The sequence below is a fragment of the Microcoleus sp. A003_D6 genome (genome assembly GCF_036702825.1).
Classification (GTDB): domain Bacteria; phylum Cyanobacteriota; class Cyanobacteriia; order Cyanobacteriales; family Microcoleaceae; genus Microcoleus.
Map to the genome: position 1 here is coordinate 1 of NZ_JAUBWA010000001.1, position 19,730 is coordinate 19,730.

Sequence of the window (19,730 nt, forward strand, 5' to 3'; positions counted from 1 at the left end):
GCGATGGGATAGGGAGCTGCGTAGTTGGGCCAATGCGGGTTGATCCGCTCAAAGTAAAACAGAAAGGGGAGGGCTGATGCCTCCCATGTCATTGCAATAAATGACTATAGTTTTACCAGCTATGATATTAAATAAACTTAGGAGGCGGGCGAGATGAATGGTGATGAACTTCTCAAGCGATACGCAGCCGGAGAAAGAAATTTTCATGAAACAAACTTGATAGGCGGTTCCCTGTCAAAAGCTTTCCTAAGTCATATTTGCCTCGCCTGTGCCAACTTGAAAGACGTAAACCTAGCTTCGGCAGACCTGAGTTGGGCTAACTTAATTGGTGCAAACCTCGATAGTGCTTGTCTGCTGCTGGCAGACCTACATGGTGCGGATCTGAGTAAAGCAAATCTAACTCATGCGAAATTAACAGGGGCCGACCTGATTGACGCAAACTTAGAAAATGCCAACTTAGCAGATACTAAAATGATTGGTGTCAACTTGAGCGGGGCAAATTTGTATGGTGCCAATCTCATGGAAGCCAACCTCATAGATGCTTGCTTGGATGAAGCTAATCTCGAAGGAGCGAATCTTTGCGAAGTCAAACTTCGGGGAGCGAGTCTGAGAAGAGCCAACTTGAGAGGAGCCTTTTTATGCGAAAGTAACCTTCAGGACGCCGATTTGAGAGAAGCTGATTTGCGCGGTGCTAATTTAAGCGGTGCCTTTTTATGCGGTACTAACCGCAAAGGCGCTAAGTCAGATAAGGAAACTGTTTTAAGGGGGGCGATTCATTTTTGCATCAGACAAATCTAAAATCAGACAAGTCTGAGATCGAGCAGTATATACGCGCAGAATCTGACAACTAAGGACTGAAAAATATAGTATTCATTTGACTGAAAGTGCAGTTAATTTGCTCCTGTACCTTAGCAAAATGAAGCTGCATCTTTAGTATCTCTTTCTTAGAATTAGCTTCAGCAATTTTACTTTCCAAAGCCAGCAAGTTGCGGTTGAGAGTTTCTACTCGCACAGTTTGGTCGTCTAAGTCAATTTTTAGTTCTGCCGCCTTATCGAATTGAATCTGCTTGCGAACCAAGGCGAGGCGAACTGAACTTTCATCCTCTTTTTGAAGTCCTGGCAAAGCTCGCTGATGCCACTGATTGGCTTGAGATTCAGCTTGATTGTACTGCCACTGAATCCGCAGTTGGGCGGAAATCGCGCTGCCAACAGCCTGACGCAGTTCTTTGAGAGGTTCCTGAATTTCTGAGATTAACAAATCCCAAAGATCCATCAGTTCGCTGGTAAATTGTTCGCGTTCTACAGAGGCTACCAATGCTTCTAACAGCAATAAATTTGGTTGCATCTGCTGCATATTTGTCTCAAATATTAGCTGTGCTTTTGACAACTGTCGATCGCTATTTTTTTCTGAGACTGCACCGGGTAAGCGATCTAATATTTTTTGATTGTTGTTTCTCTGGGCTTCTGAATCTGAACTTGCACGTACAAAGGCTTGTAATTTTTCGCGGGCGATCGCACTTAGGCTTTGTCGCAGCAAATCGCCGGCCGCCCGCTGCACAGGCCCTGTTTCGCTTTGACAAATCTTGATGACTATTTTTAAGCCTGGATCGCCGTAATTCAATGTCTCTGTCAGGGCGGCGATTCGATGTTCGCTGACAGAACTAGACAGCCTGTGTTTAACTCCTGCTAGTCCGCCGAGCACGACACCGCCCACAGGAGGCGACAGTTGACCGCCTTTAACAGCATCGTATGGTTTCGGTTGGTCGAGATTTTGTGACACAAGTATCTAATTTTGGAACGGGCAAGATGCCCGTTCCACATAAAAATTTATTTTTGTGGAACGGGCAAGACGCCCGTTCCTAGATATTTTTGTAAAAGGTCTATTAATTCTCAATTATTTAATCTCCAATGCGAAAATCGAAAATCAAAAATGGTATGATTTATGTGTAATTTTGGCTTCAATGCAGGCAAAGTCGATCGTACTTTTTGCCTGCCCCATTGACTACTTGAGCGTATCTTTAAGTACAGTCCTCGCTGCCAAGTGATTGCGAGTAGAAGTCAAAATTTCGGTTTCGCGTTCTAATCTCGCAGCAGTATCTTGCAATTCTAATAGAGTTTGCTGTTCTGTCGCTGCACCGTAAAGGTAGCTGGCTACCCAGTAGGACAATTCTGTGGGCAAACTGGGAATGTCTTCCGGGAGGTCGATCGGCTGATCCATCAATTTACTGGAGAGGCGAACTACATCTCTCAGCAGTTGTTCGACATCTTTTCCCAAAGGTCTGAGGTCTTGTTGCGGCGGTTCGTCTTCTATCCACTCTACCAGACCGACTAAATATGGTTTTTCCCGAACTGCGTCGAGCACTCGGAACCGCTGCTGTCCGAGAGTCATAATCTTCATGCGATCGTCGGGGAGGCGCTGGCAGTGAATCACTTCGGCGCAACAGCCAACGGCAGAAACTTTATTTTGGTTGGGGTCCCACATGAGTACACCGAAACGCCGATCGCCCTCCAGAATCGTATTCATCATGATTCGATAGCGAAACTCGAAGATTTGCAGCGGCAGCGGTCTACCTGGAAATAGAACCACTTCCGGCAAGGGGAATAAGGGGAGTTCGCGAACTGCTACAGAGGAAGAGGATGCCATTGTCGCTCAAATGTGAGGGTACTTGCGCTTATTTTTCTTACTTTAACTGATTTGAGGCAATTCCGGGGCAGGAGCGATCGTCATTTGGACGGGAACGGGATCGACGCCTCACGCCCGCCAATGCTGCTAGCAACCGCTATCAGCTTCAACAAGCCGTCATGCCTTCAAAATGATTAAAATTATGTTTTTATTTAATTAACGATTTCAAACGCTCTGATAGCTCCTTTTAAATGAGCGTTTGTCTATCGCTCAGCGATCGATCTAATTTTACGTTTAATTATACAGATTTACTTACAAACCACTAACTAATGACTAATGACTAATGACTACTGTCGATCGAACTTTCAGCAAAAAGAAGGAACAATGTATTTTTCCATTGTTCCTTCTTTCCAAGTTTCCGATGTGTCAATCTACAGCTTGACTTCGATATCTACGCCGGCGGGCAAATCCAGTTTCATCAAAGCATCAATTGTTTTGGCAGAAGGCTGGTGAATGTCGATAATTCTGCGGTGCGTGCGGGTTTCAAAGTGTTCGCGAGAATCTTTGTCTACGTGGGGCGATCGCAGCAAGCAGTAAATCCGCCGTTTTGTGGGTAAAGGAATCGGGCCGATCGCAGTGGCGGCTGTCCGATTTGCTGTATCTACAATCTTTTCGCAAGATGCGTCTAGAATGCGCCGATCGAAAGCTTTGAGGCGAATGCGAATTTTTTGTTGTTGGATAGCTGCCATTTTTGTTTCTTTAATTTTCTAGGTTCAGTTTATTTTTAGTCATTAGTTATTAGTCATTAGTCATTAGTTATTAGTTATTCACTATTTAATCGTTAACTGCTGACTGCTGACTGATGACTGATGATTGATGACTGCTGACTAAATAGCAGAAAAGCCTATTGATATTTGGCGGCTTTTCTGCTATTTAGGCTGTTAGTGCAGTCCTACTTGAGGATTTTGGAAACGACGCCGGCGCCGACGGTGCGGCCGCCTTCGCGGATAGCGAAGCGCATTCCTTGTTCGATCGCGATCGGGTGGATCAGTTCAACAGTCATTTTGATCCGGTCGCCGGGCATCACCATTTCAGCTTCGGTACCGTCATCAGCGGTGAATTGTGCGATCGTGCCGGTCACGTCAGTGGTACGGACGTAGAATTGAGGGCGATATCCAGAGAAAAAGGGTGTGTGCCGGCCGCCTTCTTCCTTCTTGAGGATGTACACTTCAGATTCAAACTGAGTGTGAGGCATGATGCTTTTCGGCTTAGCAATCACCATTCCGCGTTCAATATCCGCCTTTAAAATCCCCCGCAGCAGCAGGCCCACGTTATCGCCGGCCAAACCTTCCTCCAGAGACTTGGTGAACATTTCCACACCAGTCACCGTAGTGCTGCGAGTGTCCTTAAGACCCACCACTTCGACTGTTTCGCCGACTTTGATGGTTCCGCGTTCAATCCGACCTGTGGCTACAGTGCCCCGACCTGTAATCGAGAATACGTCTTCTACAGCCATCAAGAAGGGCTTGTCAATTTCGCGTTCTGGGGTAGGGATGTAAGAATCTACTGCTTCCATCAGCTTGTAAATCTTGTCAACCCACTCATTCTCGCCCTCCTTGGTTTTGGGATTGGCAAGCATCGCTTCGAGAGCTTTCAAGCCCGAACCGGTCACGATGGGGATGTCATCGCCAGGAAAATCGTAAGAGCTCAAAAGTTCGCGAACTTCCAGTTCTACCAATTCCAAGAGTTCAGCGTCATCCACCATGTCTTCCTTGTTCAAGAAGACAACCAGGCTGGGAACGCCAACTTGCTTAGCTAGCAGGATGTGTTCGCGAGTTTGAGGCATGGGGCCGTCTGCCGCTGACACTACTAGGATGCCGCCGTCCATTTGAGCAGCACCGGTGATCATGTTTTTCACGTAGTCAGCGTGTCCGGGGCAATCTACGTGGGCATAGTGCCGACCTGTGGTTTCGTATTCCACGTGAGCAGTATTAATCGTAATACCCCGTGCTTTTTCTTCTGGCGCGGCGTCGATGTCGGCGTAGTTCTTAGCCTTTGCTTGACCTAGTGCAGAGAGAGTCATCGTAATCGCGGCGGTCAAAGTTGTTTTGCCGTGGTCAACGTGACCGATCGTACCGATGTTTACGTGGGGTTTATTCCGTTCAAATTTTGCGCGTGCCATTCTCGATTTGTTCCTTGTTTTTTTAGCGATTTTAGACTTGAGATTTTAGATTCTCGATTTTGGATTCAATCCAAAATCCAAAATCTAAAATCTAAAATCATTAGTTCCCTTTGTTCTTAGCGATGATGGCTTCAGCCACATTTCGCGGCACTTCTTCGTAATGGCTGAATTCCATTGTGAAGATGCCTCGACCTTGGGTTTTCGAGCGGATGTCGGTAGCGTAACCAAACATTTCTGCTAGTGGAACTTTTACAGAAACTTTGGCAATTCCCTGATCCGTCTCTTGGCCCTCGATCTGACCCCGACGCGAGTTGAGGTCGCCGATGACGTTCCCGATGTAATCTTCGGGAACTTCAACCTCTACTTTCATCATAGGCTCTAGCAGCACTGGCGACGCCTTCATCACGGCTTCTTTGATCGCCATTGAACCGGCGATCTTAAATGCCATTTCTGAGGAGTCTACGTCGTGGAAAGACCCGTCTACCATAGTAGCTTTGAGGTCAATCACGGGATATCCTGCTACAATACCCGATTCGCAGGCTTCTTTCATCCCTTGTTCTGCCGGGCCGATGTACTCTTTGGGTACAGTGCCACCGACAATTTTGGAGAGAAATTCAAAGCCGCTTCCGACTTCGGTGGGTTCTAGTTCGATCACAACGTGACCGTACTGACCTTTACCGCCGCTTTGGCGGATAAATTTACCTTCGGCGCGGACGGATTTGCGAATGGTTTCGCGGTAGGCTACTTGCGGCTGACCCACGTTGGCTTCTACTTTGAATTCCCGCAGCATCCTGTCTACCAGGATTTCCAGGTGCAGTTCGCCCATGCCGGCGATGACTGTCTGGTTGGTTTCCGGGTCAACGTTGACTCGGAAGGTGGGGTCTTCTTCCGAGAGCGACTGGAGGGCTTTGGAGAGCTTCTCCATGTCTTGTTTGGTTTTGGGTTCGACAGCCACGGAGATGACTGGCTCTGGAATAAACAGAGATTCCAGAATCACTGGCGCTCCTTCTTCGCAGATGGTGTCGCCGGTGAAGGTGTCTTTCAAACCCAAGGCTGCTCCCAAGTCTCCGGCGCGGAGTTCGTCTACTTCTATCCGATCGTCGGCTTTGAGGACAATTAAGCGAGAAACCCGCTCTTTTTTGTCTTTGGTGGAGTTTAGGACGTAGCTACCTTTTTTGAGGATACCGGAGTAGACGCGAACAAAGGTCAGGCGGCCGTAGGGGTCTGCCATGATTTTGAATGCCAGGGCTGACAGGGGCGCGTTGTCGTCTGCGAATCGCTCTGCGGTGTCGCCGTTGGGCAGCAGTCCTTGAATAGGGGGAACTTCCAAGGGCGACGGCAGGTAGTCGATCACTGCATCCAACAAAAGCTGAACGCCTTTGTTTTTGAAGGCAGAACCGCACAGCATGGGGACGATCGCCCCGGAGACTGTGCCCACACGCAGGGCCGAGCGGATTTCCGCTTCTGTTAACTCTTCACCTTCGAGATATTTTGCGGTGAGGGCGTCGCTGGTTTCTGCTACGGACTCGATCAGCTTGGTTCGGTATTCTACTGCTAGATCCTTTACTTCATCGGGGACTTCTATTTCCTCGATATCCGTGCCGGTGTTGTTCTTGTAGATGTAGGCTTTCATCTCTACTAAATCTACAATTCCCCGGAAGTTTTCTTCGCTGCCGATCGGGATTTGGATGGGTACGGCGTTCGCTCTCATCCGATCGCGAATTTGACCGTAGACTTTGTAGAAGTTTGCACCCATCCGATCCATTTTGTTGACGAACACGATCCGGGGCACTTTGTACCTATCGGCTTGCCGCCAAACTGTTTCCGATTGCGGCTGCACTCCGCCTACCGAGCAGAACACTGCGATCACTCCGTCGAGCACTCGCATGGAGCGTTCTACTTCGATCGTGAAGTCTACGTGTCCTGGAGTGTCGATGATGTTGATTTTGTGATCTTTCCAACTGGTGGTGATAGCGGCGGCAGTAATCGTAATTCCACGCTCTCGCTCTTGTGCCATCGTGTCCATAGTTGTTGTTCCATCGTGCACTTCACCCATTTTGTGAACCATGCCTGAATAGAACAGAATTCTTTCTGTTGTTGTTGTTTTGCCCGCGTCAATGTGGGCGGCGATGCCGATGTTGCGAGTTTTTTCTAGCGGGACGATACGTACCACAGCTACCTCCTGAGAGTTTGTGTTGCTATAATACAACTATACTACACAATGACTTTGTTTGCCGTCGCTACCGACTTAAAACATAAGTATATGGAGCTTATTGTTACATTTTAATACTTTTTGCAAGATTTGTTCACAAAAATATTAAGGATGTGTCATGGGCGATCGAGAGAATACGTCAGTTTTGAGTTTTGAGGAAGGCAGTTTTTGATTGGCCCTGCGGGCAGTGCTGCCAGTCGCAATGCAATCTCAATACTCAAAACTTAAAGTGTCAATCCCTCGCCTGTGCTTTTATACCACAGGCTCGCTCAATTAGACCTGCATTCGAGCTGGCAATTAGTAACGATAGTGAGCAAAAGCCTTGTTGGCTTCGGCCATGCGGTGGGTTTCTTCGCGCTTGCGAATGGCACTGCCTGTTTCGTTAGCTGCATCCATCAGTTCGTTTGCCAGCTTGGCGGCCATCGAGCGGCCGGTGCGAGCGCGGGCAAATCTGATCAGCCAGCGGAGGGCGAGGGTGGTACCGCGATCGGAACGCACTTCCATCGGCACTTGGTAGGTGGCGCCACCTACCCGGCGGGCTTTGACTTCGACTAGGGGTGTAGCGTTTTTGACTGCTTTTTCAAACAAGTCTAACGGTTCGGCCCCTGTGCGTTCTTGGATTGTTTTGAGGGCGTCGTAGACGATGCTGGAGGCCACGGATTTTTTGCCGTGCTGCATGATCCGTCTCACCATCATGCTTACCAACCGGCTGTTGTAGGTTGGATCTGGCGGAACTGGACGTTTTTGAATAACTGTGCGGCGAGACATAGTTCTATTTGGGATTTTTGATTTTGAATGATTGAATTTGGGGTTTTGGGCTTAAATATCGATCCCGGACGATCGGATTTATTTTTGCTTCCCAACCCCGACGATCGGGCGAGATCCGTGTTACTTTTTCTCTTTAGGACGCTTGGCCCCGTATTTGGAACGGCCCTGCTTGCGGTCTTTCACCCCGGCGGTGTCTAAGGTACCGCGAATAATGTGGTATCTAACTCCGGGCAAATCTTTTACCCGACCGCCCCGGATCATTACTACCGAGTGTTCTTGCAAGTTGTGACCGATGCCGGGGATGTAGGCTGTCACTTCAAAACCAGAGGTCAGCCGTACCCGAGCCACCTTCCGCAGCGCCGAGTTTGGTTTTTTCGGGGTGGTCGTGTACACTCTGGTGCAAACTCCGCGGCGCTGGGGGCAACTCTTGAGAGCTGGCGATTTGGTTTTTTTCTGTGTTTGTTCCCGTGCTGAACGGATGAGTTGCTGAATAGTGGGCATGAGTTACGGCATTTCTAGCTTTTTGCTGAATATAGTGATTTGGCGGCATCCGCACTGAAAGTCCCTTCCCCTCTGGGGGGACGGGATAAATGAAAATAATTATGGGTAAGTGAGGATACCAGACTCTATATAGTACACGACTCGACTTTTTTTGGCAAGGAATTTGCACGGCGGACGATCGAACTTCCTTCCTTGCTGCAAGTTTGGACTTGCGACCACAACGGGCGAATGGTATGTGACTTACTATAATTTAAGCGCAACTGTGATGCTTGTCACAGCGGCCAGCAAAATTTATGAAAAGCAAAATATCGGGATATTTCGCTCGAATCACCATTTTTCGGAGAGGCCCATCAACTCTCTTTGTGCGATCGCATCACAGTCTCAGGCCGATCGATATCACATAAAGTTATCTAAAATTGCCGGATAATCAGAAATATACATTGAGTTGCCCGCAGATGAGAACCACAGCTTATAATCCTGAATATACAATTTCCGAACTTTACTTGAACATTTGGAAATCCGGTAAGATCGATCGAACTGTGTTCCACCAAATTCAATACGCAATTAATTCTCAGAGTTTAAGAAGTTCCGACGATCGAAAAATTGTCAGCAGGCTGCTCTATGCAGTGCGGCGGGGATGGCTGTCAGTCATGGACTGAATTGCTTGGGAATGTTGAGTGCGTTCCGTTGCTTCGGGACTCCCCATGCGTAGCGCCGTCAATAAGTTTGGATTTGTGAGATTTGAGTTTTGAGTCAAAATCCCATCCCTAAAATTAGAGGGATTTAAAAAAAATCACCGCTCTTGAAAGGCAATATTAAGGTAAAATGACTGGGTATGTTTAATTCTACAGAACTGCTGATCGAAGCTTTCATTAAACAACTTGAGAACGGGTACAGTCGCACTTACGGAGGCTACAAATCAGATTATGCCGACATTATTGCCTGGGTTGGGGCAATGGCATTAGAAAACATAGCCAATAGCGACGCTCTTTATCACAACGTAGAACACGCCATTTGCATTACCTTAGTCGGTCAAGAAATCTTGCGGGGAAAACACATTCGCAAGGGCGGAATATCCTGCGAAAACTGGCTGCACTACATCATTTCTCTGCTGTGCCAAGATATCGGATATGTCAAAGGAGTTTGCCGGCAAGACCAAGAATCAGAAGGATTGTATGCTACGGGAAAAGATGGTATGAGAATTGTACTTGCTCCCGGTGCAACAGCCGCCAGCCTAGCTCCTTACCGAGTTGACAGAGCTAAACTGTTCATTGACGAGCGCTTTGGGAACCACAAGCTAATTAATGCTGAGATAATTAAGCAGAACATAGAACAGACTCGTTTCTCGGTGCTTGACGGCAACACTGACGAAGATGCAGTTAATTATTCTAGTTTAGTTCGCGGTGCTGACTTGATAGGTCAGCTCAGTAACCCGCAATATTTGCAGAAAATTGGCGCGCTGTTTTACGAGTTGGAAGAAAGTGGCGCTACTAAAGTTTTGGGCTACCGACATCCGGGCGACTTGCTGCAAAGCTACTCTAAGTTTTACTGGAGCGGCATTTATCCGCACATCAGCGAATCTCTCGGTTACTTGCAGTTGACGCAGGAAGGCAAACAGATTGTTGCTAGTTTGTACGCTAACGTATTTCGGATGGAACACCAACGTCGCGATTCTGAGGTTGCTTGATTGCGAAGTATTTTGCTGTAGAAATGATACACTTGCTCCTCAACAAAGGAGCTTTTTTTGAACCCTCCCGTTTCAGTCTGAAATTAACGGCAAATTACTTACGATATTTGCGATTTCAATGTTTATTGTTAATAACAAAAGTGTGACGTAAACATATTAAACTAAATATTCTTCCTAACTCATCTCATCCTCCATTTCCGAATGATATTTGGGACACAACCAATTGCTGGCCACTAAAGAAGGCCATCCCTCCCGCAGCGCTTCCAAACAAACAGCGCGCACAGTTAACTGACAGTCAAGCAATTCTACACCAGCTTTTTCAACTTGCTTTTTGCCAATTTTTAAAATCGATTCATCACTAAATTCAAAAGTCTTGTGACACTGAATGCAAACCAGATGGTGGTGGTGGTGCAATTCCTGCAAATTCAGTTCGTAATGTTTGTGTCCTTCTGCTAATTCTAGTTCGCGCAAAATCCCAATTCTTGCTAATAAATGCAGAGTTCTATACACAGTAGATAAGCCAATTCGCTCTCCTTGATTCTGTAAAGTTTTATATAACTCTTCTGCACTCAAATGATTGCCTTGTCGCAAATTTTGAAAAACACTCAAAATAGTTTCTCGCTGGGGAGTCAGGCGGCAGCCTCTCTGATTGAGTTCGACTTTGAGTGAGTTAGCGCTGTATAAATTCATATTCGTGAAGGAATAAAGAAGAAGGAAGTTCGGCAACGGATTCTGTAACGGATTTAAGGGATGTTAGGAAGAAGGAAACAAGATGAGGGATGAGGAGGGTAGTACCTGTGGCTACCCTACAAATTCTTCGCAATTCATAATTGAGGGCTATAGGCGCTTGTCCCTGTTGCTAAAGGTGTAACTAGAGGATTGGTTGTCGGTATTTCCGTGTAAGGTTTGTGAAGTCGGGAGCAATGTTGCTGACAGGAATTGGCAAAACAGGTTTTCGGTTCAAAGTCAGTACAGCCGATCGCATCTTCAGTACAAGCAACACACGGCCGCACAGTACACTTGAGGCGGTAGTCATTAGTAAAAAACTCGCAATCCGAACACGGAATTTGATGCAGTCGCCGAATTTGATGGACTCCTTCTCGCAGCGCTACCGAAATACTCCACAAAAACAGAACTATCACAGTCACGATACAGAAACAGCAAATAAAAACAGTCATAGGGTGATTTTCTCAACAGTACATACAAATTCCGAGCTGAGCCAATTTAAGCAAGAAAGTTGAACTTTGTTTCTTGCTTAAATTGGATTCAGATGCTATTTCAACCTCAGTTCACAACACCTCGGAAAATTGCATCAATGCCAGCAAAATTGTCTAGGAGCAAATAGGCAAGGAAAGCTCCGCTAGTACCGCCCATCACCAAACCGCCCCGGAATAAACTCCAATCTTCCGGCGTTTTGTGCCAGTAAAGAACTGTACCTGCTTCGACGTTCCGATTCTCGTAAATCGAGAGGCCCATTGCCAAAATCAAGACTAATGCCAGAGTTGCCAGCAATGCTGCTAGAGGTGCTAAATCTTTTTCTTGCAAAGGCAGCAATACTGCAAAAGCTCCTACCAGGAAATAGCCGTGAGCCAAACTAACTTCTAATCCCCTGACTATGGGAGACAATCCTTTGCGATAAATCGGCAAATTCCGCAAAAAAGTTACAGTCACATCCGAAAAACTCACTGCTGTTGCCGCCGCAGGTTGAGCTTGAAGCCGATCGGACTTTTCAACATTGCGGGCAGTTGCCGTTACAAATTCGCCCGATCGAAAATCAAACCCCGCCGCTTTTGTCCGAACGCGCAGCGCGTGCCAGATGTGACCCGAAAGCGCCAAAATCGCCAAGACAAAGTGAGTTGTTGCCAGCCAAGTCCGCGACGAAACGACTGTGGCTTCCGGGCCGCTCAAACCAACAGGGCCGTAGAAAACCTCTGGATAAACCGTGTCATTTACAGTCACGAAGTAGGCTGCCAAAAAGCCCATATAAGCCAGAGCACCCAAACTGTAAGAAAGGTAAGCTTCCCCAGACCAAAACAGCACTCGCTGGGCCCAAGCAAAAGGCTTGGTAAAGATATGCCAGAAACCGCCAAGAATGCAGAGCAAGCCAACATAAATGTGACCGCCGACAACATCTTCTAAGTTGTCAACTGCTGCCATTCCTTCCGGGCCGCGTACGGGCAAGAGATAGCTAAAAATGCGGGCGGGATTGAGCGTCGGCTCGCTAATTATCCGCACGTCAGCAACGTGGGGATCGTAAAGACCGCCCCAAAATAAGGCTTTTGCCACTAACAACCAAGCACCAGCACCTAACAGCAATAGGTGAATGCCGATGATGGTTGTCATCTTGTCTTTGTCTTCCCAGTGGTAGCCGAAAGAACCAAAGAAAGTTTTGTTTTGCGGCAATACTTTCGGGCCGAGCAAGGAATGGTAAAGGCCGCCTGCACCGAGAACGGTAGAGCTAATTAGATGCAAAACTCCGATGACGTAGTAGGGATAGGTATCAATAATTTGACCTGCTTTTCCTACTCCAAAACCCAAACTTGCCAAGTGCGGCAGCAGGATTAAACCTTGGTCGTACATCGGCAACTCTGGGTTAAAGTTTGAAAGTTCAAACAAAGTCATTGCCCCGGCCCAGAGTACGATCAAACCTGCGTGAGCGACGTGAGCTCCCAAAATTCGCCCTGAAAGGTCAATGAAGCGGGCGTTGCCGGCCCACCAACCGTACTCGCTTTGTGGGTTGTCCGGTTCTGGAATTAAATTCGGATCTGCTATTCCTTGCATTTTTGCTTTCCTCCTGATGCGGTTAACTGACTGGACTGGCTGCAATTGGGCCGCCCCCTGGCTGGATGTCTTCGCGCATTGGCTGCACGACTTTGCCTTTGCGGAAGTCAAATCCTGCTGCTCGCAGGGCGTGCCAAAAATGTCCTTGCAGGACGAAGAAGGCGAGCCAGAAGTGGGTGTTAGCCAACCAGACGCGGGAGGTCAGCATTCCTTGGTTGTGGAAGTAGGGAAATTGCTCGAAGCCAATTTTTAGGGCCGGCCCGTAGAATTCCTCTGGGTAAACTAGGGTGTTGACCGACACAAAGTAGGTGGCGATGAAGCCCATTAAGGCTAGGGCGCCGAGACTGTAGGAGAGGTAAGCTTCTCCTGACCAAAGGAAAAGGCGCTCCGTCCAAGCAAAAGGCTGGGTGCGAATGTGCCACAGCCCGCCGATTATGCAGAGGATTCCTACCCAAATATGGCCGCCGACAACATCTTCGAGGTTGTCAACTGCGGCGAGCCAGTGTTTGCCACCTGCACCGAACAGGTAGCCGAAAATGACACCGGGGTTGAGTGTGGGTTCCGAAATTACCCGCACTTGCCCGATCGTGGTATCATATAAACCACCGAAATACATAGCTTTGGCCACCAACAAGAAGGCACCGATACCTAACAAAACTAGGTGGATGCCCAAGATGGTGGTCATTTTGTCTTTGTCTTCCCATCTGTAGCCGAAGAAAGGAGTTCTTTCTTCGAGGGTGGCTTCTCCTTTGAGGGAGTGGAAGATGCCACCGAAGCCGAGAAAGGCTGAGCTGATTAGGTGTACCACACCAATCTGAAAGTATGGATAGGTATCGACTATTTTGCCTCCGGCTCCGACACCGAAGCCGAGTCTGGCTAGGTTGGGCAGCAGAATTAAGCCTTGTTCGTACATGGGCAATTCTGGGTTGAAGCGGGAAAGCTCAAACAGAGTGTAGGCTCCCGCCCAGAGGACGATGAGGCCGGAGTGGGCGACGTGAGCACCCAGCAAACGACCGGAAAGGTTAATTAAGCGGGCGTTCCCGGCCCACCAGGGAAAGGTTTCTCCTTCGGCTGGGAAGGATTTTTTGGCCATGCTTGTCACGGCGAGTTACCTCTTGAGAAAGATGTCAATTGAGTCTTAAGCTTGTGCGGCTTATTGATATAGATAATCAACAATTTTGCTGGCTGAGTCAAGTCTTTTTGATAAAATATTTCATTAAGTTTGGTTTAGATATGTAACGCAGTTGCCAAAAAGGCTCTTTAGCAAGGGTTGCAGGGAGTTTGGGCGATCGGCTGGCACAAGTTTTCTTAGTGGTGCAGGTTGCCAGTGAGTAAATATTTCTGGATTTATTGATAAATAATTTTACTAAGGTGCAGGAGAAGCACACCCACCAAAGAAACCGGGTTTTTTAGGGAATCTTGGGGTTTTAACGAAGTATTGCGGTCAAAAACCCGGTTTCTGAACCCCATGCGTCCAGGATTGATATAGCAACCGCCAAGGCTGTATTTCAATAGACCTCTTGCAAAAATAGCTGGCACGGGCTCTCCGGCCCGTCCCACAAAAATCTTTTTTCTTGTGGGATGGGCTTTGAGCAGCGTCCCAAAATTTGATTAAAAGGACTTTTGCAAGAGGTCTAATTTAAAAGCCTGAGAACACTTGCTCTCAGGCTTTTTTAGCTAGATTTGTAATTGCTTGTTGCATCTGATGCGCTAGTTCAAGCAGATGATTTGCTTTCCTCGGCTACTTGCTCGTTGCTGGGTAATTCCAGGCAATAGCCGGCTCCGTATACGGTTTTGATGTACCGAGGATGGCGGGGATCGGGTTCCATCTTCGTTCTCAGGTGTCTGATGTGTACGCGAATTGTTTCGATGTCGTCGTCGGGGTCGTAACCCCACACTTCTTTGAGAATTTCGCTGGGAGAGACTGTCTGACCGTGGCGCTGGAGCAAGCAGTGCAGCAACTCGAACTCTAGGTGAGTGAGTTTGACGGTATTAATGTACCAAACGGCTTCAAACCTTTCGGGCACAAGGGTCAGCGGGCCGTAATTCAGGATTTCGGAGTGTTTGGCAGCTTGGGGGATGCGGTCTGTGCGCCTCAGCAAGGCTCGCACTCGCGCCAGCATCTCTTCTAGTTCAAAGGGTTTGGTCAGGTAGTCGTCGGCGCCGGAGTTGAAGCCTTCTACTTTGTCTTGAGTTTGACTTAAGGCTGTCAACATCAAAACGGGAATGTCGGATGTGCGATCGTCGCGCCGCAAACGCTGACACACTGTGAATCCATCTACTCTAGGCAGCATCAGGTCTAGCACGATCAGGTCGGGGAGCATTTGTATGGCTAGTGCCTGACCTTTGATGCCGTCTTCAGCCTGGGTGACTTCGTAGCCAGCCATTTCTAGGTTGACTGCTACGAGTTCGGCGATCGCCACGTCATCATCAATAACAAGTATCCGAGGCATCATTATTTATCTCACCGCTAACCGAATGGCAAAGCCTACAGCCTTCTGGGGGTTCCAGGTAACTTTAACGAACAATTTTTTAATTTTAAGCTTCATTAAGGATTATAAGGTTCATTAAGAACTTTGCGATCTCTGTAAATATTCTTGTACTAATTATAAGCCCTAGTAGCGCCTATCAGAAAACTGTTCGTCAAAAATCTTGCTGGGGGGCCGATTTTTTGCCGACAAACAACAAGAGCTTCAACTTCAGCCGGGTGCGCCTGCGACTTCACAGAATGACTCTAGCGGTAGCCCGCGTCTTGGAAATCCTTGTTAACAATTAACTGTTAATTTTTAAACTTTGTTACTTTTTATTATTAAAAAAATAAATTTTTTTTTGAGGGTAGCGCTTGCTTTTTTGGGCTATTGACGGTATTATTAAATAATAGAAATATAAGTATTTATATTAAAAATTGTCAATATTTCCATTATTAAATGGTATCATACAAATGTCAATAAGTCAATTCACAAACTCGAAAATTTGGGGCCGTTTTTTGAAAGCGGGGCAATGTTTTTGGGGATCGGGTTAAAAGCAGTGAAATAAGCTGTAACAATCGCCGTCAGTCGATTTTAGATTTTAGATTTTAGATTTTAGAGGCGACCCCACGGATAAATGCGGGGGCTTGAGGATTTTCGATTGATTCCACGGATAAATCACGTGGCGGGTACCATCAAGAAATTCTTGGTCACAACTACTGAGAAAGAGTTGATTCTGGAGCAGACTGAGTATTTTTGGGAGAAACAGTGGGGCCCCGGCCTAATTTTTGGAAATAAAGACTGCCGACGGTGACTGAGAATATAGCATAACCGATCGCTTGGATGAAATAAAGTCGATCTCTGTATCCAAATAGTGCTTTGAGAAGGACTCCGGGAAATTGTCGATCGGGCAAAACTGCCTCTGCATTCCACACGAGGGGCCCTAAAATACAGGAGTGGAGTTGTGCAGTGCGATCGAAATAAACACAAATCGCTGCATACTTGCTATCCATCTGCGACAAAATGGCAGCAGCTCGGTCAAAATGTTTGAGTGCAGAGACTGCCAAACCGGCTACAATTAGCAGCAACAAAATCCCCATAAACTTGAAAAACTGGCGGATATCAATTTTGACACCCCATTTGAAAATTAGGGAACCAATGATTGCAGCCCCAAGCAAACCGGCCAAAGCACCTAAAGCCGGAGTTAAACCTTGTTGAAATTGAGCGCTGACAAATATAACTGTTTCAAAACCTTCGCGAAGTACGGCGATAAAAATTAAGCCGAATACGCCCCAGCCGGCATTAGTATTTTCTTTCAAAGCAGCGGTAACAGCGCCTTCAACTTCAGCTTTGAGAAAGCGGGCTTGCTGAGTCATCCAAATTAGCATCCAGCTTAGCATGGCGATCGCGATAATTCCCAGAGAACCTTCGAGCAATTGCTTGATTGCTGGTGCGTAAGGCTGATTTGATGTTGAGAGTGCGTGGAACAACTGATTGAATAATGCACCTACAAAAGCGCTAGCAGCAATGCCGGCTGCGATACCTGCACCTACCCAAGAATTGAGATTAGTTTGGTCGGCTTTTTTTAAGCAAGCTAGGACTATTCCGACGACCAAGGCGGCTTCTACGCCTTCGCGGAGAGTAATTACAAATGTTGGGATGGCTTCAGTAAAGTTCATTTTTTGAGAACTGCTAATTTGTAGTTAGTCCTTAGTCTTTAGCAACTTTTATTTTAGCGCTGGCAGAATATCAATTTATTGAACCGCGAAGGCGCGAAGGAAGAGAAACAGGAGAAGTAGCCGATACTCTTAAGGCGGTTCGGAAGTAACTAAGGACTAAGGACTAAATCAACTGTAATCCCGCAGCATTTTTTTGAGTTCTACTTGGTGCAATTCTTCTTGTCCGATGAGATTGCGGGCATATTCTTCGAGATAAACGCTGGAGTTGGTGACGACTTCAAGTAAGGATTTATACTTTTTAAGCGCTTTTTTCTCGTGATTAAGGCTTTCTTCCAACAAGTCTTTGATAGAGTGTTTGTAGGTTTCTTCGATGGGAGCGATTTTTTGGCTGGGATGCCCTTCTAAACCTGTCAAAATTTCTCCCGCTTGTTGGGCGTGGAGTAGAGATTCAGTTGCTTGTGCTTGAAAAAACTGCACGATGGGAATTCGGTTTGGCCCTGTCACCATGAGTGCATAGTGGGTGTAGCGCACTACTCCTGCTAGTTCCCATTCCATGATGGTGCATAGCAGTTCTTGGGTTTTTTTCTCGTCAAGTTCTTTCATTTGTTGTTTTAGATGTAGAATAACCTACAGGGCGTTGCTCATAATATCACATTTAAGTTAAAAAGTAAAATTAAGGCGCACAGAACAACTTGTAATTTCTTACAAGCGAGCGTGGCTTTAGCCCTGAGTTCCTGACTGCTGCTGTCGTCAAAAACTTAATGCAATCTATTCTCAAAAAATGACAATAAAACCCATTAGGGATGTTCAGTTAATTATTTATATTTTTTTAATATTCTTGTTTGAGCTTGACGGTGAATACATTTTGCAGTTGAATCTGTAAACAAATATTGATAATTCCGATCGAAAAGCTTCTATGTGGGGGTTGTCGGTCAAATATCCGAATACTTCTTCAGGAATATTTAATGTAAAATTTCTCATCCTCAAAATCCTGCCCGTGAGGCACTAATCTATAGCGAATAAGCGATCGCCCGCCGCAAGTCCCCCGTTAGCGAAGCCCTCGAAGAGGATCGCCCGCCGGCACGAATACCCCCATAGGGGATAGTAAATTTTTGTAAAAAATAGTTGACTAATTGGAAGTTCTCTCCTTTGGGATACATCAATGCACATACCTGATGGTTTTCTTTCACCTCCAGTAGCCATTGCCACCGGCATAGCAAGTGCAGCAGTAATTGCGGTTGCCCTGAATCGAACCCGCGATAGCATCGGACTGCGGCAAGCCCCGATCGTGGGCTTAACCACAGCTTTCGTGTTTGCTGCCCAGATGATCAACTTTCCCGTAGCCGGCGGCACCAGCGGGCACTTGTTGGGAGGGGCGCTGGCATCCGTCGTTTTGGGGAGCCCTTGGGCGGCAACTCTGGCGATGAGCACGGTTTTTATAATTCAAAGCGTCTTGTTTGCCGACGGGGGCATCACCGCCCTGGGAGCCAATATTTTTAACATGGGGCTAGTTGGCATTTGGGTGGGCTGGTGGCTGTTACAGCCGTTGCAGCAACTCTTGGGAGGTTCCAGAAATCGTTTGCCCTTAGCCGCGGGCATCACCGCCGCCCTCAGCGTCGTGGCTGCTTCGATTTGTGTGGCGATCGAACTCGCAATTTCTGGTACAGTACCGCTGAATATCGCATTGCCAGCAATGGTAGGCGTACATATTTTAATTGGTATTGGCGAAGGGATAATTACAGGCGGCGTTTTAACTTATCTCGTCAAAGTGCGGCCGGATTTACTGCCGGGAGAACAGCCACAATTGCAGAAATGGGTAGTGCCGGTAATCGGAGTTTTATTAATTTCGGGGGTGCTTTCGCTGTTTGCTTCAAGTTGGCCTGACGGGTTAGAAGCGGTAGCCGAAAAATACGGCTTTAAAGATAAAGAAGCTGTGGCGATCGAAAATCCTACTCCTTTAGCAGATTACACAGTTAAAGGATTAGAAGAACAGCCTATAGGTACTAGCATTGCTGGAGTTTTAGGCTCTGCCATCTGTTTCGGCGCGGCTTTTGGGATTGCTCAGTTGGTGGTAAAACCTAAAGATGTCTAAACTCTCCATACCTTTTCGATTGCGCCTGTCTTTGATAATTGTCATCGGTATTGGTTTTATGAAGACAGGCGCTTGGCCGTGGCTGGGTATTTATGGGGCGATCGCACTTTTTTGGTCGTTTTGGCTCAGGGCTCCGGTGCGAACCCTAGCGCAACTGTTGGGAGCAGAATTGCTTTTTCTCTCCTTATTAGTGCTGCCCCAAGGTTGGGAGCGCGCCAGTTTTCTGTTGCTGCGTTCCCTAATTTGCCTGCTAATTATGAACAGTTTTCTGCTAACTTTGCCGCCCCACAGTTTCGGAATAGCCCTCAAAGGATTGCCCTTACCAGCAGGTTTGCAAGAGATTGTACTTTTAGCGGGACAATACTTAGAAATCCTGCTGACCGAAGTCAACCGCATGAAAATATCCGCCCAACTCCGAGGCTTGTCCGGCGCCGGAGGATGGCTGCGCTACGCCAGTGCTTCCATGATCGGAGCTCTTTATTTGCGAAGTCTCGATCGCGCAGAAAGAGTTCATGCAGCAATGCTAATTCGCGGCTATCAAGGAAGTTTGCCAGCAGACTCAAAATCGACACCAAAAGAGCGACTCTGGCTCACAGTCACAACTGTAACCGCAGCCGGATTAACAATAGCCTCTTACCGTAACTGGTAACTTTTTGCAGAATCCCTTCCCCTCCCCTCTCTGCGCTCTCTGCGCCCTCTGCGGTTAAAAACTCTTAATCCAAAAATCGAGGCAAATA

20 protein-coding genes are annotated in these 19,730 nt (G+C 47.2%); 6 read left to right on the forward strand and 14 right to left on the reverse strand.

What is annotated here, in order from left to right:
• The first annotated feature begins 153 nt into the window (after positions 1-153).
• Positions 154-798: a pentapeptide repeat-containing protein gene (locus tag QUB70_RS00005; protein ID WP_332977657.1), complete on the forward strand. Its 645-nt coding sequence runs from the start codon at positions 154-156 to the stop codon at positions 796-798.
• A gap of 49 nt (positions 799-847) precedes the next feature.
• Here the strand turns inward: QUB70_RS00005 and QUB70_RS00010 are convergent, their stop codons facing one another.
• The 7 genes from QUB70_RS00010 to rpsL all read right to left on the reverse strand — a co-directional run bounded on the left by QUB70_RS00010 (position 848) and on the right by rpsL (position 8,286).
• Positions 848-1,780 carry a PspA/IM30 family protein gene (locus tag QUB70_RS00010; protein WP_332977658.1) on the reverse strand — a complete coding sequence of 311 codons (933 nt, stop codon included), beginning with the start codon at positions 1,778-1,780 and terminating at the stop codon, positions 848-850.
• Between the two features lie 222 nt (positions 1,781-2,002).
• On the reverse strand, positions 2,003-2,644 hold the full coding sequence (locus QUB70_RS00015) for an LON peptidase substrate-binding domain-containing protein (protein WP_332977659.1): 642 nt from the start codon (positions 2,642-2,644) through the stop codon (positions 2,003-2,005).
• Between the two features lie 410 nt (positions 2,645-3,054).
• Positions 3,055-3,372, reverse strand: a complete 318-nt coding sequence (gene rpsJ / locus QUB70_RS00020; RefSeq protein ID WP_015174046.1) for a 30S ribosomal protein S10 — start codon at positions 3,370-3,372, stop codon at positions 3,055-3,057.
• A gap of 203 nt (positions 3,373-3,575) precedes the next feature.
• Entirely contained in the window at positions 3,576-4,805 is a 1,230-nt protein-coding gene (gene tuf / locus QUB70_RS00025; protein ID WP_332977660.1) for an elongation factor Tu, read from the reverse strand.
• 100 nt (positions 4,806-4,905) lie between these two features.
• The gene (gene fusA, locus QUB70_RS00030; RefSeq protein ID WP_332977661.1) at positions 4,906-6,978 is read right to left on the reverse strand and encodes an elongation factor G; all 2,073 of its coding nucleotides are present in this window, start codon (positions 6,976-6,978) and stop codon (positions 4,906-4,908) included.
• A 336-nt stretch (positions 6,979-7,314) separates the two neighbouring features.
• Entirely contained in the window at positions 7,315-7,785 is a 471-nt protein-coding gene (gene rpsG, locus QUB70_RS00035; protein ID WP_006632196.1) for a 30S ribosomal protein S7, read from the reverse strand.
• A 120-nt stretch (positions 7,786-7,905) separates the two neighbouring features.
• The gene (gene rpsL, locus QUB70_RS00040; RefSeq protein ID WP_006632197.1) at positions 7,906-8,286 is read right to left on the reverse strand and encodes a 30S ribosomal protein S12; all 381 of its coding nucleotides are present in this window, start codon (positions 8,284-8,286) and stop codon (positions 7,906-7,908) included.
• 235 nt (positions 8,287-8,521) lie between these two features.
• Between rpsL and QUB70_RS00045 the strand changes: the two genes are divergently transcribed.
• The 3 genes from QUB70_RS00045 to QUB70_RS00055 all read left to right on the forward strand — a co-directional run bounded on the left by QUB70_RS00045 (position 8,522) and on the right by QUB70_RS00055 (position 9,973).
• Positions 8,522-8,713, forward strand: a complete 192-nt coding sequence (locus QUB70_RS00045; RefSeq protein WP_332977662.1) for a hypothetical protein — start codon at positions 8,522-8,524, stop codon at positions 8,711-8,713.
• Between the two features lie 28 nt (positions 8,714-8,741).
• On the forward strand, positions 8,742-8,945 hold the full coding sequence (locus QUB70_RS00050) for a hypothetical protein (protein WP_332977663.1): 204 nt from the start codon (positions 8,742-8,744) through the stop codon (positions 8,943-8,945).
• A gap of 176 nt (positions 8,946-9,121) precedes the next feature.
• Positions 9,122-9,973, forward strand: coding sequence for an Npun_R2479 family HD domain-containing metalloprotein (locus QUB70_RS00055; protein ID WP_332977664.1), 852 nt, complete (start codon positions 9,122-9,124; stop codon positions 9,971-9,973).
• A 174-nt stretch (positions 9,974-10,147) separates the two neighbouring features.
• Here QUB70_RS00055 and QUB70_RS00060 read toward each other — a convergent pair whose 3' ends face one another.
• From QUB70_RS00060 to QUB70_RS00090, 7 genes are all read right to left on the reverse strand, one after another.
• Positions 10,148-10,663 carry a transcriptional repressor gene (locus tag QUB70_RS00060; RefSeq protein WP_332977665.1) on the reverse strand — a complete coding sequence of 172 codons (516 nt, stop codon included), beginning with the start codon at positions 10,661-10,663 and terminating at the stop codon, positions 10,148-10,150.
• A 134-nt stretch (positions 10,664-10,797) separates the two neighbouring features.
• Positions 10,798-11,151, reverse strand: coding sequence for a hypothetical protein (locus QUB70_RS00065; RefSeq protein WP_332977666.1), 354 nt, complete (start codon positions 11,149-11,151; stop codon positions 10,798-10,800).
• 106 nt (positions 11,152-11,257) lie between these two features.
• On the reverse strand, positions 11,258-12,754 hold the full coding sequence (locus QUB70_RS00070; RefSeq protein ID WP_332977667.1) for a chlorophyll a/b binding light-harvesting protein: 1,497 nt from the start codon (positions 12,752-12,754) through the stop codon (positions 11,258-11,260).
• Between the two features lie 22 nt (positions 12,755-12,776).
• Positions 12,777-13,847, reverse strand: a complete 1,071-nt coding sequence (locus QUB70_RS00075) for a chlorophyll a/b binding light-harvesting protein (protein WP_332977668.1) — start codon at positions 13,845-13,847, stop codon at positions 12,777-12,779.
• Between the two features lie 622 nt (positions 13,848-14,469).
• Complete coding sequence (locus QUB70_RS00080) at positions 14,470-15,207, reverse strand: response regulator transcription factor (protein WP_332977852.1); 738 nt, start codon at positions 15,205-15,207, stop codon at positions 14,470-14,472.
• A 731-nt stretch (positions 15,208-15,938) separates the two neighbouring features.
• On the reverse strand, positions 15,939-16,901 hold the full coding sequence (locus QUB70_RS00085; RefSeq protein WP_332977669.1) for an FTR1 family iron permease: 963 nt from the start codon (positions 16,899-16,901) through the stop codon (positions 15,939-15,941).
• A gap of 168 nt (positions 16,902-17,069) precedes the next feature.
• Complete coding sequence (locus QUB70_RS00090; protein ID WP_332977670.1) at positions 17,070-17,504, reverse strand: ferritin-like domain-containing protein; 435 nt, start codon at positions 17,502-17,504, stop codon at positions 17,070-17,072.
• Between the two features lie 559 nt (positions 17,505-18,063).
• On the opposite strand from QUB70_RS00090, the gene QUB70_RS00095 reads away from it, so the two are divergent.
• Both QUB70_RS00095 and QUB70_RS00100 read left to right on the forward strand, forming a co-directional pair.
• The gene (locus QUB70_RS00095; protein WP_332977672.1) at positions 18,064-18,993 is read left to right on the forward strand and encodes an energy-coupling factor ABC transporter permease; all 930 of its coding nucleotides are present in this window, start codon (positions 18,064-18,066) and stop codon (positions 18,991-18,993) included.
• On the forward strand, positions 18,986-19,642 hold the full coding sequence (locus QUB70_RS00100; RefSeq protein ID WP_332977674.1) for an energy-coupling factor transporter transmembrane component T family protein: 657 nt from the start codon (positions 18,986-18,988) through the stop codon (positions 19,640-19,642). The genes QUB70_RS00095 and QUB70_RS00100 overlap by 8 nt, the downstream gene beginning before the upstream one ends.
• The last annotated feature ends 88 nt before the right edge of the window (positions 19,643-19,730 follow it).

What these genes read in the sequence shown, in the direction of transcription:
- QUB70_RS00100 (WP_332977674.1), top strand. Translation starts at nt 18,986, where the DNA reads ATGTCTAAACTCTCCATACCTTTTCGATTGCGCCTGTCTTTGATAATT.
- rpsG (WP_006632196.1), bottom strand. Translation starts at nt 7,785, where the DNA reads ATGTCTCGCCGCACAGTTATTCAAAAACGTCCAGTTCCGCCAGATCCA.
- QUB70_RS00070 (WP_332977667.1), bottom strand. Translation starts at nt 12,754, where the DNA reads ATGCAAGGAATAGCAGATCCGAATTTAATTCCAGAACCGGACAACCCA.
- QUB70_RS00075 (WP_332977668.1), bottom strand. Translation starts at nt 13,847, where the DNA reads ATGGCCAAAAAATCCTTCCCAGCCGAAGGAGAAACCTTTCCCTGGTGG.
- tuf (WP_332977660.1), bottom strand. Translation starts at nt 4,805, where the DNA reads ATGGCACGCGCAAAATTTGAACGGAATAAACCCCACGTAAACATCGGT.
- QUB70_RS00015 (WP_332977659.1), bottom strand. Translation starts at nt 2,644, where the DNA reads ATGGCATCCTCTTCCTCTGTAGCAGTTCGCGAACTCCCCTTATTCCCC.
- QUB70_RS00090 (WP_332977670.1), bottom strand. Translation starts at nt 17,504, where the DNA reads ATGAAAGAACTTGACGAGAAAAAAACCCAAGAACTGCTATGCACCATC.
- rpsL (WP_006632197.1), bottom strand. Translation starts at nt 8,286, where the DNA reads ATGCCCACTATTCAGCAACTCATCCGTTCAGCACGGGAACAAACACAG.
- QUB70_RS00065 (WP_332977666.1), bottom strand. Translation starts at nt 11,151, where the DNA reads ATGACTGTTTTTATTTGCTGTTTCTGTATCGTGACTGTGATAGTTCTG.
- QUB70_RS00060 (WP_332977665.1), bottom strand. Translation starts at nt 10,663, where the DNA reads ATGAATTTATACAGCGCTAACTCACTCAAAGTCGAACTCAATCAGAGA.
- QUB70_RS00055 (WP_332977664.1), top strand. Translation starts at nt 9,122, where the DNA reads ATGTTTAATTCTACAGAACTGCTGATCGAAGCTTTCATTAAACAACTT.
- QUB70_RS00095 (WP_332977672.1), top strand. Translation starts at nt 18,064, where the DNA reads ATGCACATACCTGATGGTTTTCTTTCACCTCCAGTAGCCATTGCCACC.
- QUB70_RS00080 (WP_332977852.1), bottom strand. Translation starts at nt 15,207, where the DNA reads ATGCCTCGGATACTTGTTATTGATGATGACGTGGCGATCGCCGAACTC.
- rpsJ (WP_015174046.1), bottom strand. Translation starts at nt 3,372, where the DNA reads ATGGCAGCTATCCAACAACAAAAAATTCGCATTCGCCTCAAAGCTTTC.
- QUB70_RS00050 (WP_332977663.1), top strand. Translation starts at nt 8,742, where the DNA reads ATGAGAACCACAGCTTATAATCCTGAATATACAATTTCCGAACTTTAC.
- QUB70_RS00085 (WP_332977669.1), bottom strand. Translation starts at nt 16,901, where the DNA reads ATGAACTTTACTGAAGCCATCCCAACATTTGTAATTACTCTCCGCGAA.
- QUB70_RS00005 (WP_332977657.1), top strand. Translation starts at nt 154, where the DNA reads ATGAATGGTGATGAACTTCTCAAGCGATACGCAGCCGGAGAAAGAAAT.